Raw genomic sequence first — 12,418 nt, 5'->3', positions numbered from 1 at the left:
CAGCTACGTGCGTACAGATCCTCCATGTCGTCCGTCGGGGATATAACCCCGACCTACCCAAGCTTTCGCCTCGAAGCCGAGCGCAGACCGAGGTAGATGCCGATCAGGGCCAGGCCGATGCCGGTCAGCTGCCAGGCGTCCAGCCTGAGGCCGAAGATGAGGTAGTCCCACAGTACCGAGGAGGCTGGCTGGATGAGCAGCAGCAAGCCGACTATTCCGGCCGGCAGGAAGGGCATGCCGCGGGTGATCGATAGCCAGCCGAGCACCTGGCAGACCACGCCCAGGCCGATCAATGAGGCCAGCGCCTGCCAGGTCGGGATGTCGAAGGAATTACCCTCGAGCAGATTCGCCAGACCCAGGATCAGGCCGCAGAACAGGGTTGACTGCAATAGCCTGGCCTCGGGTCGGATATGGCCGTGGCGTATCTGGAAGCCCCGGAGGCTGAGAAGATACAGCGCGTAGGCCAGCGCGGTCAGCAGGCCCAGGATGACGCCCACGCGATAGTCGGGCGGCAGGTTGGCCCAGTCGCGGCCGAACAGCAGCCACAGGCCGCCCATGGCCAGCCCCAGGCCGGAGGCGAAGCGCCAGCCGACACGTTCGCGCATCCAGATCACGCCGATGGCGGTGAGCAGAAAGACCTGGAAGTTGGCCAGCAGGGTCGAAAGGCCCGGGCCGATGTAGTCAATGGCGCGGTGCCAGAACCAGATATCGGCGGCGAAGAAGGCGCCGATCAGCAGGGAGCCGATCCAGTTGTCACGCCAGCCCACCCGCATTTCCGGGCGCAGGGCGAGCAGGGTGGCGAAGGCCAGGCAGCCGAAGACCATGCGGTAAAACCCCGAGGTCGTCGGCGGCATGCCGGTCAAGCGGGCGAAAATCGCTGCGAAACTGAGCATGATGGCGCCTGCGAGTACCAGCAGCGCGGCCTTGAGGGGCGAGGGCGTGTTCATCGGGCGCTACGGGCCAGCCCGGGACTGTCGCGATCGAGACCGCAGGCGTGCTCGACAAATGCCTCGCGCAACGGCCACAGCTTGCCTGCAACCGAGAACCCGAGGCCGGCGAGACTTCGCCCGGGACCGGCGCGGGTGAATTCGTTGATGGCGTGGATGCCGCCGGCGACCACGCTGCCGCCACTGATGCGCCAGCGCTCGTAGTGTCTGAGCGCTCGCGTCGGGTCGGTGTTTCCGGTCCAATCGGCCAGTGCTTCTGCCAGCGCGGCGGCGTCCATGAGGCCCAGGTTGAGACCCTGCCCGGCCAGGGGATGGACGTTGCGCGCGGCATCGCCGAGCAGAGCGAATCTGCCTTGTGCCAGTGACTTTGCCTGGCGACGGATGAGCGGAAAGGCGTAACGTCGGGTCGCCGCGGTGGCCATGCCGAAGGGACTGTCCTGGCAATCGTTGAGGTCGGCCAGGAACGCGGCCTCGTCGAGCGATTTCAACTCGGCTACGCGGCGTTCGGGTTGTGACCACACGACCGAGGAACGGCCGTCGGCCAGGGGCAGGAGGGCCAGTGGGCCGTGCTCGGTGAAGCGCTGCCAGGCGATGCCCGCGTTGGGCCGCTCGGTCGTGACGTGCGTGACCAGGGCGCGCTGGTTGTAGTGCCAAATTTCCGTCTCGATACCGGCCATCTGGCGGAGCCGACTGTGTGCGCCGTCGGCGGCCACCAGCAACCGGGCGCGCAGGGTCTTGCCGTTGTCGCGTTCGACGCGGACGTGGTCTTCGCGCTGGCTGAAGTCCTTCACGCCGGCCGGCGCGATCAACTCGACGCTTTCCATACCGGCCAGCGCCTGCCAGCAACAAGCCTGAAGCCAGGGCACTTCCGCGATCCAGCCGAGATGGGCCAGGCCGTGCTCGGAAGCCCGGAACTCGATCTCGCCGCCGTCGGCATGCACCTGCATGCGGTCGTAGGGGCCGAGACGCTCGGCCGGCAGGCATTCCCAGGCGCCCGCGGCGCGTAGCACGGCGGCCGAGCCGGGCGCTATGGCGACCACGCGTGGGTCGAAATCCGCGGTCGGGTCCGGATCTTCGGGCCGGCGCCGGTCGATCAGGGCGACGCGCTGGCCGGCCTGCGCCAGCAGGGCCGCGGCCGTGGCGCCGGCGACCCCGCCGCCGGCAATGACGATGTCGTGATCGATTTTCATCGACGAACCTCGGCGGCCAGGGAACTGACCGGCTCACGAAAACCCATGGCGGCACGAACCAGGCGTCCCGACATCGCCGGTACGGCGGCGTGGGCGAACAGGCCCAGGCCGGTGCCCAGGCGCATGATCGACGACGGGTTCGAAAAGGCCCGCGCCAGGGTGTCGGTATAGCGCACGGTCGCGGCCTGATCGGATTGTCGGTCCGCGAGCCAGGCCGACAGCACGTCGTCGTGGCCGGGATCGTCGGACGCTCCGGCATGATCGACCAGGGCCGCGACGTCGCGCAGACCCAGGTTGAACCCCTGGGCCGAGACGGGATGGATCGTGTTGGCGGCGTTGCCGACCAGGACCACGCGCCGTCCGAGCGGGCAGGGCGTACGGGTAAGCGCCAGCGGGTAGCTCACCCGCTTGCCGGGAGAGACGAAGCCGCCGGCTGCGCGGCCGCTGCGAGATTCGAGGCGCTCCAGAAGTGCCTCGTCGTCCAGCGCGAGGGCGGATTCGATTCGCTCGTTGCGATCGATCCAGACCACGCCCAGGCGTTCGTCGGGCTGCGGCAGGAGGGCCAGCGGGCCGACCGGCGTGAAGCGCTCCCAGGCGGTGTCGGCCTGGCGACCGGGGCAGTGGACGTTGAAGATCATGGCCGACTGGCCGTAGTCGTGGCGCGTGCTGTCGATGCCGGCCAGGCGGCGGACGGTGGAGTTGGTGCCGTCGGAGCCGACCAGCAGCTGCCCACGTAGCCGCTTGCCGCTTTCCAGTTCGACCTCGATGTGTTCGTCATCGGCATCGATGGCTGCCAGCCTTTCCGGGCAGAGCGATTCGATGGTGCCGAGCGCCTCGAGTCGGCGAAGCATGGCCGCGCCCAACTCGCGCGCGACGATGACGGCGCCGAAGCGCTCGCAACCGTGTTCTTCGGCCCTGAGCGAGAGGTGGCCGGGCGCACCGGCACGGCTGATCTCGATGCGCTTGAGCGCACAGGTCGTGAGACGGTCGTCGAGGATGCCCAGGTTCGACAGGATGTTGAGCGAGGCGGCGTTGACCACCAGGGTGCGATCGTCGAAGCTCGGCCGCGACTGCGCCTTCGGCTCGAACGCCTCGACGAGGGCGACCCGGCTTCCGGCCTGCGCCAGGCCGATCGCCAGGGCCGAGCCGGCCAGGCCGCCGCCGACAATGATGACGTCGAAATCACTCATGACCGCATGAGCGCCTCGATCTCGTCCGGGTCGGTGGGAACCGCCGACGTCAGGTTCTCGGGCTCGTTATCGGTGACGCGGATGTCGTCTTCGATGCGGATGCCGATATTGCGGAAATGCTCGGGGATGTCTTCGCCATCGTCGATGTAGAGCCCCGGTTCGACAGTGGTCACCATGTTCTTTTCGAGTACGCGCGACTGTTCGTCGATGCGGTAGTCGCCCACGTCGTGCACGTCCAGGCCCAGCCAGTGGCCGGTCTTGTGCATGTAGAAGCGGCGGTAATGCGCTTTTTCGAGGTTCTCCTCCAGGTTTCCGTCCAGCAGGCCGAGGTCGATCAGGCCGCGGGTGAGCGTTTCCACGGCGGCCTCGTGAAAGGCCTCGAAAGGCTCGCCCGGCCGGACCCGATCGATGGCGGCATGCTGGGCGGCCAGTACGGCGTCATAGAGATCCCGTTGCGGTCCGGAAAATCGCCCGTTGACGGGAAAGGTTCGCGAGATATCGGCGGCATAGCCCTGGAACTCGCAGCCGGCATCGATCAGAAGCAGCCCGTCGTCGGACAGCGGCTGGTCGTTGCGGATGTAGTGCAGGACGCAGGCATTCGCGCCGCCGGCGACGATCGGGAGATAGGCCGCCGGGCAGCCGTTGCGGATGTACTCGTAGTACAGCTCGGCCATGATTTCGCTTTCGTTCATGCCCGGCTTGCAGGCGCGCATGGCGCGCGTGACGGCGGCGGCGGAAATCTTCGCCGCGCGCTGCATGCAGCGGATCTCGTCGCGCGACTTGATCAGGCGCTGCTCGTGCAGCAGCGGTTCGAGCGCGACGATTTCGCCGGGACCGTGGGTGCCGCGCTGCTCCGCGCGCAGCCGGTTGCGCCAGCCGATGATGCGCTGATCGAGTTGCACATCCTTGCCGACCAGATGATAGATCCGGTCACAGCCTTCCATCATGGCCGGGAGAATTTCATCGAGATCGCCGATGGGAAAGGCGTCGTCCATGCCCAGTCGTTCGATGGCGCCGTCGAGTCCCAGGCGCGGCCCGTCCCAGCGCTCGCGATCCGGGTTGCGTTCACGCAGGAACAGGATTTGTTCACCGTCGTTGCGGCCCGGGCGCAGTACCAGCACGGCCTCGGGTTCGTCCAGGCCGGTCAGGTAGAGGAAATCGCTGTCCTGGCGGTAGGGATAGAACACGTCGCCGTTGCGCAGCCGCTCCGGCGCGGCGGCCAGCACGATCAGGGCCTCGTTGCCGGCCTCTTCCATCAGCCGCTGACGGCGGCGGGTGAATTCATCGCTCTTGATCATGACCGGTAAGGGTTCAGTGTTTCGTGGCGCCGGCCCGGCATTCCTCGCGCAGCATCAGGATGGCCACGCGTACGAACTCGACCAGTTCGATGTAGGCGCCTTCCTCGGCTTCCTGGTCGGATTCCGGGTCAGTGTCTGCGCGCGCGATCTGCTCGATCATGCGCAGCGCGTCACTGGCCTCTTCGGACCGGATGGTGGGGGAGGCGGCGCCGAAGCCGGTGAGAAAGCCCGAGCACCAGTGCGCCAGGCAACGCGTGCGTTCGGCCAGCGGCCGGTCTTCGGTGGGCAGCAGCAACTGGAAGTCCATGTTCTCCGACGCCAGCTCGCTGCGAAGCTGGTTCAGGGCCGGGCCGAGCTGGTCGAGAATACGCTCGGAGGTCCAGTCGCCCATCTGCAGGGCGGCCAGGTGCGTGGCCAGCTCGCTTTCGTCCTGGTCGGGTTTGCCGCAAATCAGTCCGGTGACCACGGCGTGGGTTTCGGCCACGGATTCGGGCGCGCTGTCGGCGGCCACGGCCAGCAGCCAGGCCAGCTTGGATTCCTGTTCGGTCGTCATGAATTCGGGTGCTGAAAGTCAGGTTGCTCAGTTTATCACTCGGGGTGGTCTTAATCGGGGAGTTGTGAAGCGGCTTGACAGGTTCTATGATTAACCCCTTGAAAGTTTTCGAAACGGGGACCCCGACATGGATTCGCTGGAGCATACCGTTCGCAGCATCGACCGGCTGGAGCAGCGCCTCGAGGAGTTGTTCAAACGCCTCGAGCGCCTGGAAGACGAGAACAGTTCCCTGCTGGCCCGGCAGGAATCGCTGGTGGCCGAACGAGCCACCCTGGTGCAGCGCAACGAGGAAGCCCGCACGCGGGTCGAGGCGATGATCGAGCGCCTCAAGGCGCTGGAAAACGCAGGATAACGCCATGAGCCAGTCTCCCGAACCGGTCACCGTCCGCATCGTCGACCGCGAATACCGCGTCATGTGTACGCCGGACCAGCGTCGCACGCTGATGGAATCAGCCCTGTTTCTCGACCAGCAAATGCGCGAGATCCGCGATTCCGGCAAGGTTTCCTCGATGGACAAGATCGCCGTCATGGCCGCACTCAACCTGGCCGAAGAAGTGCTCAAGTTGCGCCAGCAGATGCACGACCGGCGCGACCAGGTTGACTCGAGGGTGCGCGATTTGGCCGATCGGCTTGATCGGGCCCTGGAGCAGGACTAGACTGGGGGTAGGCGCTCTCTGCGGTGTTCGCCAGCAGGAACGTAAGATGCCTTGTCCCTACTTATCGACCTCGGGATGGCGACTTTCCAGCTGGTGTGCAGTCCGCTTTTCAAGCGAATTGCCTAAAGGTTGGAAGAGCCAACCCACCTGAACCTCTGGTTCAAGGTCACCGACCTGCAGCGGCACGTGTGGAGAGCGCCGCTCCTTATATTCCCGCCGGGCAAATCCTCCCGCCATGGATTCCGAATACGCCGAGCCAGACAACAAGGCCGATTTGCGCCGACTTCTGATCAAACGGCGTCGTGAACTCCAGTCTTCGGTCAGGAAGTCCCATGATTCCGCAATCGGGCGGAACATTCTCCAGTTGTGTACACAGTCGCGTTGCCAGAGAATCGCGGGCTTCGTGGCGCACGGCGGCGAACCCGACCTGATGCCGGCCCTTGCGAAGCTGCACGAAACCGGTCACGAGACGTGCCTGCCGGTCGTCCGTGGACGGCGCATGCACTTCTGTCACTGGCGACCCGATAATGACATGGCGCCGAACCGTTTCGGTATTCCCGAGCCGGTCGATGGCGACCGCCTCGAACCGAAGGCGCTTGAATTGGTGTTGATGCCGCTGGTGGGGTTCGCGCCGGACGGGGCCCGCCTGGGCATGGGCGCGGGCTTCTACGATCGCGCCTTTGCCTTTCGCCGGGAACGCATCGGCCAACTGCCGCGGCTTATCGGTGTCGCCTACGCCGTGCAGGAGGTGGAAACCTTGCCGACGGACGAGTGGGACATTCCCCTCGACGGCGTCGTGACCGAGCAAGGCCTGCAATGGTTCAAGTAAACTTCACACTTCACACTCCACACATCACACTTAACACTCAGTAATGAACTACTGGCTGATGAAATCCGAGCCCGACGTTTTCGGCATCGACGATCTCGAGCGCGTCGGCACCGAACCCTGGGACGGGGTGCGCAATTACCAGGCGCGCAACTTCATGCGCGACGACATGAAAATCGGCGACAAGATTTTCTTCTACCACTCCAACTGCAAGGAGCCGGGCATCGTCGGCATCGCCGAGGTGGCGAGCAAGCCCTACCCCGACCCGACGCAATTCGATCCGGATTCCAAGTACCACGATCCGAAAAGCGATCCCGACGACCCACGCTGGATGCTGGTCGACGTCAGATTCAAGCGGCGCACGAAGCGCACCATCCCACTGCGCGAGATCAAGGAGCACGGCGAGGCCCTGGAAGGGCTGCCGCTGATACGCAAGGGCAACCGGCTGTCGGTCATGCCGGTCGACAAGGCCCACTGGGACTACATCATGGGAATGGAAAAGCTATGAGCAAGCAACGACTCAAGATCGAGGTCGCCCGCGCGGCCCTGAAGTATGTCGAGGACGGCATGACACTCGGCGTCGGGACGGGCAGCACGGTCAACGCCTTTATCGACGAACTGGCCGCCTCCGGAAAGCGACTCGAAGCGGCCGTATCTTCATCGGAGGCGACCACCGAGCGCTTGAAGGCGATCGGCGTGCGCGTGGTCGACCTCAACCACACCGGTGATCTGGAAGTCTACGTGGACGGTGCTGACGAAGTTGACGAGCACAGGCGCCTGATCAAGGGCGGCGGCGGGGCGCTCACCCGCGAGAAAATCATCGCTGCGGCCAGTAGGCGGTTCGTCTGCATCGTCGACGAGTCCAAGTGCGTGAACGTGCTCGGCGATTTTCCGCTGCCCGTCGAGGTCATTCCCATGGCCCGAGCGATGGTCTCGCGCAAGCTCGTCGGTATGGGCGGCCGGCCGGAGTTGCGCGAGGATTTCACCACCGACAACGGCAACCTGATTCTCGACGTGCGCAACCTTGACCTCGTGGATCCGGTCAAGGTCGAGACCGAGATCAACCAGATTCCCGGCGTCGTCACCTGCGGCCTGTTCGCCCGGCGCGGCGCCGATGTCGTGCTGGTTGCAACCGAGGATGGCGTACAGGAGCGCTGAAACGGGTTTTCCCACCGGTTTCGTGTCTTCAGGCGATGATCAGGCGGTTCCGTCCGGCGCGTTTGGCACTGTAGAGGGCGTGGTCGGCGCGCGCGAGCCACTTTGACCAGTTTTCACCGTTCTTGAGAACGGCCGCTCCGGCAGAGAAGTACAGGGGGCTGTCGGGGCCGTCCACCTTTCCGCTCAGGCGACGATGCAAATCGTCGAGATTGGACTTCGCGGTCTCGGCATCCATATCGCGTAATAGCACCACGAATTCTTCGCCGCCCAGGCGATAGAGCCCGTCTTCCGTGCGAAGCGCGTTGTGCAGGACCGCCACGAACTCCGAAAGCACCTTGTCGCCGGCTTCGTGGCCGTGCGTGTCGTTGATGCGCTTGAAGTGGTCTAGGTCGAGCACCATCAGCGTCGCCGGTCGTCGGCTGCGACGGCGTTCGGCCACGGCCTTTTCCAGGTCGTGCTGCATCAGCCGGCGATTGCCGGCACCGGTCAGTGGATCCAGTGTGGCCAGTTCCGAAAGCATGCGTCGCTGCTCGCGAAGCTGGTTGGTGAACACCAGCCCGAAGCCTGAGATCAAGACGGCCACGGTCAACCAGCTGATCTGATGAAGTACAGAGTCGAATAGCCCGACGCTGGCGGTCAGCGTAACGGTGAGTATCAGGTTGCAGCCGATCGCGAAGCTGCGCGGCAGGACCAGGAAGTTGATCCACAGCACCAGATAGGCCCAGAGCAGGCCGTTGGGGCTGACTAGCAAGGCGCTCAGCAGGCAGGAGAGGCTGATGATGAAACCGAACAGGATCAGGGCGGCCTTCCGGAATCGCGATGACTGTCCCATCAGAAGGACGGTGGTCATCATCACGACGATGAACGCGTTGATCAGCGCGCCGGCCGTGTCGCCGGTGAAGTAGCGATAGAATACGAAGCCGGTGACGACCACCACGGTCGTGATGCCGCAGTAGTTCATTACCGTCATTTCGATACTGCGCCGCGCCAGCCCTACAGGCCACTCGAGCGACTGGAGGTGTCGCTGGGCTGGCCCCGGGTCGGAATCCTGGCTGGACGGCATATTGTTCCCCCAATCAAAACAGCCTCAAGGCGCTGTTTTGCAGCTACAGATAGGGTGGAATATGCCACAGGGTGCTGATCCGCGGCAAGCTGGACCCGGCCGGGTCGTTACAATGGCGCCTGAACCTCGAACTTTCAGAGACGGTCTTTCCCCATGCCGCGCCCGGAAACCCTCAGCGTCGCCCCGATGATGGACTGGACCGACCGCCATTGTCGGTACTTCCACCGCTTGCTGGCGCCGCGAGTCCTGCTTTATACGGAGATGGTCACGACCGGCGCGGTCATTCACGGTGACCGCGAGCGGCTATTGGGCTTCGATCCGGCCGAGCACCCGGTGGCGTTGCAGCTCGGCGGCAGCGACCCGGAAGAACTGGCTCGGGCGGCTCGGGCAGGTGCGGAATTCGGTTACGACGAAATCAATCTCAACGTCGGCTGTCCTTCCGACCGGGTCCAGAAGGGCCGTTTCGGCGCCTGCCTGATGAAAGAGCCCGGGCTGGTACGCGACTGCCTCGCGGCCATGCGCGAGGCGGTCGAAATCCCGGTGACGGTCAAGACGCGCATCGGGGTCGACGAATGCGAGAGCGAGGGTTTCTTCTTCGAATTCGTCGATACGGTGGCCGAAAGCGGGATCAGCACCGTCATCGTTCACGCGCGCAAGGCCTGGCTGTCGGGGCTGAGCCCCAAGGAAAACCGCGAAGTTCCGCCCCTCATCCACGAACGCGTGCATGCGCTCAAGGCCCGCAATCCCGAATTGAACATCTTGATCAACGGCGGCATTACCGAAATTGACGATGCACTCGAGCATCTCGAGTATGTCGACGGCGTCATGCTCGGCCGTGCCGCTTACCAGAATCCTTGGATACTGGCCCAACTCAGCCGCGAGCTGGGGTGGCCGGCGGCCCGATCCCGTGAGGCCGTGGTCGAGGCCATGGTCGACTACGCTCGCCGGCACATCGAAGCGGGCGGCCGCCTCAACCACGTGGCCCGGCACATGCTCGGTCTGTTCCACGGCCAGCCCGGCGCCAGGTATTGGCGCCGTCACCTGAGCCAGAACATGCACTCAGACGGCGCCGACACCGGTCTGCTGCTGGAGGCGATGAGCGCCTCGACCGGACCGTGGGCCGCCGCGGGCTGACTCTAGTGTACTGTCCGGCACTAATTGCTGATATCAGAGTCCCGCAAATGGTTCACAACAAGGCGCGAGCCGCAGGGCAGAGCGGGGCCCTCTGTTCAAGGCTTGCAACGCCGTTGTGGGCCATTTGCGGGACTCCCTTCGGGCGAGCCGCCAAGCGGCCATCTGCGGCGTTCCGCTCTCTTGAAAGGGACCCACCCTTCCGGCGAGCGCGCGCCTGGCAGCTGACCGCTTGGCGACTCGCTGATACCAGCAATTAGTACCGGACAGTACACCAGCGCCTTGACCCATTACGGCCAGGGTCCCATATTGTGCAGCTTCTCAAGGCCCAGCGGAGTTTTCCAGGTGATCGTTCGTACCCCGGCAGAATTCAGGAAGCAGATCGAGGACGGCTGGCTCATCGGCGACGGCCCGGCCGTGCCGCGTGCTGTATTTCTGGTCGAGCCCAGCGGTTTCAGGTTGTCCGAGCAGACGGCACGGGACAACGAGTACATGGATCTCGCCGTCGATGTCGATCCCGAACGCGCCCTGGATCAGCATCGCCAGCTCAGTGAGCGGATTACGGCCTGCGGTATTCCGCTGGTGCGCTTTCCCGGCAAGCCCGAAACGCCCGATGATGTGTTTCCCAACAACGTCTTCGCCACGGCACCCGGGCGATTCATCGTGGGCGCCATGCTGCATCCGGAGCGCCAGCGCGAGGCCGAGCGTGCCGACATCTGCGCTTTCTTCAGCGACCTGATGCACTACGAGACCATCGATCTGTCAGGGCAGGGCCTGGTGGCGGAACTTACCGGCGCGCTGGTGCTCGACCGTGCCCGCCGTATCGGCTTCTGCGGCATTACCCAGCGCGTCGACGAGGCCGGCTGTAAGGCCATGCATGAGGTTTTCGATCTGGCCCTGACCTTCCAGTTCGAGCTCAATGAACATGAGTACCACACGAACGTCGTCATGGCCGTGCTTGCCTCGCGCGCGCTCATCATATGCCCGGATGCCTTCGTCGACCCCGAAGTACCCAGGGCCATCGCCGAGGCTTTTCCGGGCCACGTTCTAGAAATCACCAACGAGGAAAAGGAAGCCTTTGCCGGCAATGTGATCGCGCTGAGCTTTTCCGACCTGTTCATGAGCCAGACCGCCGTCGATGCTCTGGCGCCAGAGAAACTGAAAAAACTGGAAGAATGGGGTTTCACCGTGCACGGCGTCGAGCTCGACGAGATCGAGAAGGCCGGTGGCAGCTTGCGCTGCTGTGCCGCCGAAATCTACTGATCGTTTAATCGTCTGATCGTTAAGTCGTTCAATTGTTGCTCGAGTTGTCGTGGCGAGGAGCCAGGTCGGGAGGCTAGGGGAGCCTGAGTTCGAGTAACCCATCAGCGATCGAGCGAAGAAACGATAAAACGACTACACGACAAAACGAAAGAACGACCCGAGTTCAGCACCGATTTATCCCCTCGCGCTAGAATCGCTGCGTAACCAACAGAAGAATCGCCATGCACCGACTGCTTAACAAGCTCCTGATTGCGCTGACCCTGTCCGCCTTGCTGGTGGTCTCGGCCTGGGCGATCACGCTCGAGGAAGCGGCTCAGCGCGTGGCGCAGGAATACGACGCCAAGGTCGTCTCGGCGCACACGGTCGAGCGCGACGGCCGGCGCATCCACGTGATTCGCATCGTCACCGACGACGGCGTGGTGCGCACGGTGCGCGTTCCGGCCGACGGGGACTGAACATGAGGATACTGGTGGTCGAAGACGAAACCGAACTGCGCGAGTTGCTCGGCCGTGCGCTCAAGCGACAGGGGCATGCCGTCGATCTCGCCGCCGACGGCACCGACGGGCTGCATTTCGCCACCGAATACCCGATCGACCTGGCCATCGTCGACCTGGGCCTGCCGGGCGAGAGCGGCATGGAAATCGTGCGCAAGGTACGCGAGCGCGAACTCAAGTATCCCGTCCTGATTCTGACCGCCCGCTCGGACTGGCAGGACAAGGTCGAAGCACTCGAGTCCGGCGCCGACGACTACGTCACCAAGCCGTTCCGCATAGAGGAACTGATGGCGCGGGTCAACGCCCTGCTGAGGCGTTCGGCCGGCCACGCCGCACCGGAAGTCCGTATCGGTCCTCTGGCGGTCAATCTTTCCAGCCAGCAAGTCAGCCTGCACGGGGAGGCGATGGAGTTGACCACCTTCGAGTACAAGGTGCTCGAGTACTTCATGCTGCATCCCGATCAGGTGGTTTCGAAGATGGAGCTCAACGAGCATCTCTACGACGAGGACGCCGACCCCGACAGCAACGTCATCGAGGTGATCATCGGCCGGTTGCGCAAGAAGCTCGACCCGGACGGGGTATGGCAACCCATCGAAACCTTGCGCGGGCGCGGCTACCGCTTTCGCCAGGCTGACGACTGAGCCGTCGC

General features: G+C 64.3%; 15 protein-coding genes and 1 other RNA gene. 10 read left to right on the top strand and 6 right to left on the bottom strand.

Features of this window, described 5'->3' with window-relative positions:
* Nucleotides 1-53: 53 nt before the first annotated feature.
* The 5 genes from DZK26_RS12050 to DZK26_RS12030 are packed head-to-tail and all read right to left on the bottom strand — an operon-like array spanning nt 54 to nt 5,178.
* On the bottom strand, nt 54-947 hold the full coding sequence (locus tag DZK26_RS12050; protein ID WP_116898978.1) for a DMT family transporter: 894 nt from the start codon (nt 945-947) through the stop codon (nt 54-56).
* Entirely contained in the window at nt 944-2,137 is a 1,194-nt protein-coding gene (locus tag DZK26_RS12045) for an FAD-dependent oxidoreductase (protein WP_116898979.1), read from the bottom strand. Before DZK26_RS12045 ends, DZK26_RS12050 begins: the two co-directional genes overlap by 4 nt.
* On the bottom strand, nt 2,134-3,327 hold the full coding sequence (locus tag DZK26_RS12040; RefSeq protein ID WP_116898980.1) for an FAD-dependent monooxygenase: 1,194 nt from the start codon (nt 3,325-3,327) through the stop codon (nt 2,134-2,136). Before DZK26_RS12040 ends, DZK26_RS12045 begins: the two co-directional genes overlap by 4 nt.
* Nucleotides 3,324-4,625 carry an aminopeptidase P N-terminal domain-containing protein gene (locus DZK26_RS12035; RefSeq protein WP_116898981.1) on the bottom strand — a complete coding sequence of 434 codons (1,302 nt, stop codon included), beginning with the start codon at nt 4,623-4,625 and terminating at the stop codon, nt 3,324-3,326. Before DZK26_RS12035 ends, DZK26_RS12040 begins: the two co-directional genes overlap by 4 nt.
* A gap of 13 nt (nt 4,626-4,638) precedes the next feature.
* Complete coding sequence (locus DZK26_RS12030) at nt 4,639-5,178, bottom strand: UPF0149 family protein (protein WP_116898982.1); 540 nt, start codon at nt 5,176-5,178, stop codon at nt 4,639-4,641.
* A gap of 127 nt (nt 5,179-5,305) precedes the next feature.
* On the opposite strand from DZK26_RS12030, the gene DZK26_RS12025 reads away from it, so the two are divergent.
* The 6 genes from DZK26_RS12025 (at nt 5,306) to rpiA (ending at nt 7,818) form a co-directional block, all read left to right on the top strand.
* On the top strand, nt 5,306-5,530 hold the full coding sequence (locus tag DZK26_RS12025; RefSeq protein WP_116898983.1) for a TIGR02449 family protein: 225 nt from the start codon (nt 5,306-5,308) through the stop codon (nt 5,528-5,530).
* A 4-nt stretch (nt 5,531-5,534) separates the two neighbouring features.
* Entirely contained in the window at nt 5,535-5,834 is a 300-nt protein-coding gene (locus DZK26_RS12020; RefSeq protein WP_116898984.1) for a cell division protein ZapA, read from the top strand.
* A 12-nt stretch (nt 5,835-5,846) separates the two neighbouring features.
* Nucleotides 5,847-6,033, top strand: a non-coding RNA gene (ssrS, locus tag DZK26_RS12015) — 6S RNA.
* Between the two features lie 36 nt (nt 6,034-6,069).
* Nucleotides 6,070-6,663, top strand: a complete 594-nt coding sequence (locus DZK26_RS12010) for a 5-formyltetrahydrofolate cyclo-ligase (RefSeq protein ID WP_116898985.1) — start codon at nt 6,070-6,072, stop codon at nt 6,661-6,663.
* Nucleotides 6,664-6,706: 43 nt separating this feature from the next.
* Nucleotides 6,707-7,168, top strand: a complete 462-nt coding sequence (locus tag DZK26_RS12005; protein ID WP_116898986.1) for an EVE domain-containing protein — start codon at nt 6,707-6,709, stop codon at nt 7,166-7,168.
* Nucleotides 7,165-7,818 (top strand): ribose-5-phosphate isomerase RpiA, encoded by a 654-nt coding sequence (rpiA, locus tag DZK26_RS12000; protein WP_116898987.1) that lies wholly within the window; start codon nt 7,165-7,167, stop codon nt 7,816-7,818. The genes DZK26_RS12005 and rpiA overlap by 4 nt, the downstream gene beginning before the upstream one ends.
* 28 nt (nt 7,819-7,846) lie before the next feature.
* Here rpiA and DZK26_RS11995 read toward each other — a convergent pair whose 3' ends face one another.
* Nucleotides 7,847-8,788, bottom strand: a complete 942-nt coding sequence (locus DZK26_RS11995; protein ID WP_181935627.1) for a GGDEF domain-containing protein — start codon at nt 8,786-8,788, stop codon at nt 7,847-7,849.
* 246 nt (nt 8,789-9,034) lie between these two features.
* On the opposite strand from DZK26_RS11995, the gene dusA reads away from it, so the two are divergent.
* The 4 genes from dusA (at nt 9,035) to DZK26_RS11975 (ending at nt 12,410) form a co-directional block, all read left to right on the top strand.
* A complete protein-coding gene (gene dusA / locus DZK26_RS11990; protein WP_116898989.1) occupies nt 9,035-10,015 on the top strand; it encodes a tRNA dihydrouridine(20/20a) synthase DusA in 981 nt (326 codons plus the stop codon).
* A 342-nt stretch (nt 10,016-10,357) separates the two neighbouring features.
* Nucleotides 10,358-11,275 carry an arginine deiminase-related protein gene (locus DZK26_RS11985; protein WP_220337238.1) on the top strand — a complete coding sequence of 306 codons (918 nt, stop codon included), beginning with the start codon at nt 10,358-10,360 and terminating at the stop codon, nt 11,273-11,275.
* A gap of 221 nt (nt 11,276-11,496) precedes the next feature.
* Complete coding sequence (locus tag DZK26_RS11980) at nt 11,497-11,730, top strand: PepSY domain-containing protein (RefSeq protein ID WP_116898991.1); 234 nt, start codon at nt 11,497-11,499, stop codon at nt 11,728-11,730.
* Nucleotides 11,731-11,744: 14 nt separating this feature from the next.
* Nucleotides 11,745-12,410 carry a response regulator transcription factor gene (locus DZK26_RS11975; protein WP_309545490.1) on the top strand — a complete coding sequence of 222 codons (666 nt, stop codon included), beginning with the start codon at nt 11,745-11,747 and terminating at the stop codon, nt 12,408-12,410.
* The last annotated feature ends 8 nt before the right edge of the window (nt 12,411-12,418 follow it).

It is taken from the genome of Wenzhouxiangella sp. 15190 (assembly GCF_003417465.1).
In the GTDB taxonomy this organism is placed as follows: Bacteria; Pseudomonadota; Gammaproteobacteria; order Xanthomonadales; family Wenzhouxiangellaceae; genus Wenzhouxiangella.
Note: the sequence above shows the minus strand (reverse complement) of the source record. Positions and strands in the feature narration are given on the sequence as shown.

Bases quoted from the DNA above. Each gene is read 5' to 3' on its own strand.
- DZK26_RS12050 (WP_116898978.1), bottom strand. From the start codon at position 947: ATGAACACGCCCTCGCCCCTCAAGGCCGCGCTGCTGGTACTCGCAGGC.
- DZK26_RS12045 (WP_116898979.1), bottom strand. From the start codon at position 2,137: ATGAAAATCGATCACGACATCGTCATTGCCGGCGGCGGGGTCGCCGGC.
- DZK26_RS12040 (WP_116898980.1), bottom strand. From the start codon at position 3,327: ATGAGTGATTTCGACGTCATCATTGTCGGCGGCGGCCTGGCCGGCTCG.
- DZK26_RS12035 (WP_116898981.1), bottom strand. From the start codon at position 4,625: ATGATCAAGAGCGATGAATTCACCCGCCGCCGTCAGCGGCTGATGGAA.
- DZK26_RS12030 (WP_116898982.1), bottom strand. From the start codon at position 5,178: ATGACGACCGAACAGGAATCCAAGCTGGCCTGGCTGCTGGCCGTGGCC.
- DZK26_RS12025 (WP_116898983.1), top strand. From the start codon at position 5,306: ATGGATTCGCTGGAGCATACCGTTCGCAGCATCGACCGGCTGGAGCAG.
- DZK26_RS12020 (WP_116898984.1), top strand. From the start codon at position 5,535: ATGAGCCAGTCTCCCGAACCGGTCACCGTCCGCATCGTCGACCGCGAA.
- DZK26_RS12010 (WP_116898985.1), top strand. From the start codon at position 6,070: ATGGATTCCGAATACGCCGAGCCAGACAACAAGGCCGATTTGCGCCGA.
- DZK26_RS12005 (WP_116898986.1), top strand. From the start codon at position 6,707: ATGAACTACTGGCTGATGAAATCCGAGCCCGACGTTTTCGGCATCGAC.
- rpiA (WP_116898987.1), top strand. From the start codon at position 7,165: ATGAGCAAGCAACGACTCAAGATCGAGGTCGCCCGCGCGGCCCTGAAG.
- DZK26_RS11995 (WP_181935627.1), bottom strand. From the start codon at position 8,788: ATGACGGTAATGAACTACTGCGGCATCACGACCGTGGTGGTCGTCACC.
- dusA (WP_116898989.1), top strand. From the start codon at position 9,035: ATGCCGCGCCCGGAAACCCTCAGCGTCGCCCCGATGATGGACTGGACC.
- DZK26_RS11980 (WP_116898991.1), top strand. From the start codon at position 11,497: ATGCACCGACTGCTTAACAAGCTCCTGATTGCGCTGACCCTGTCCGCC.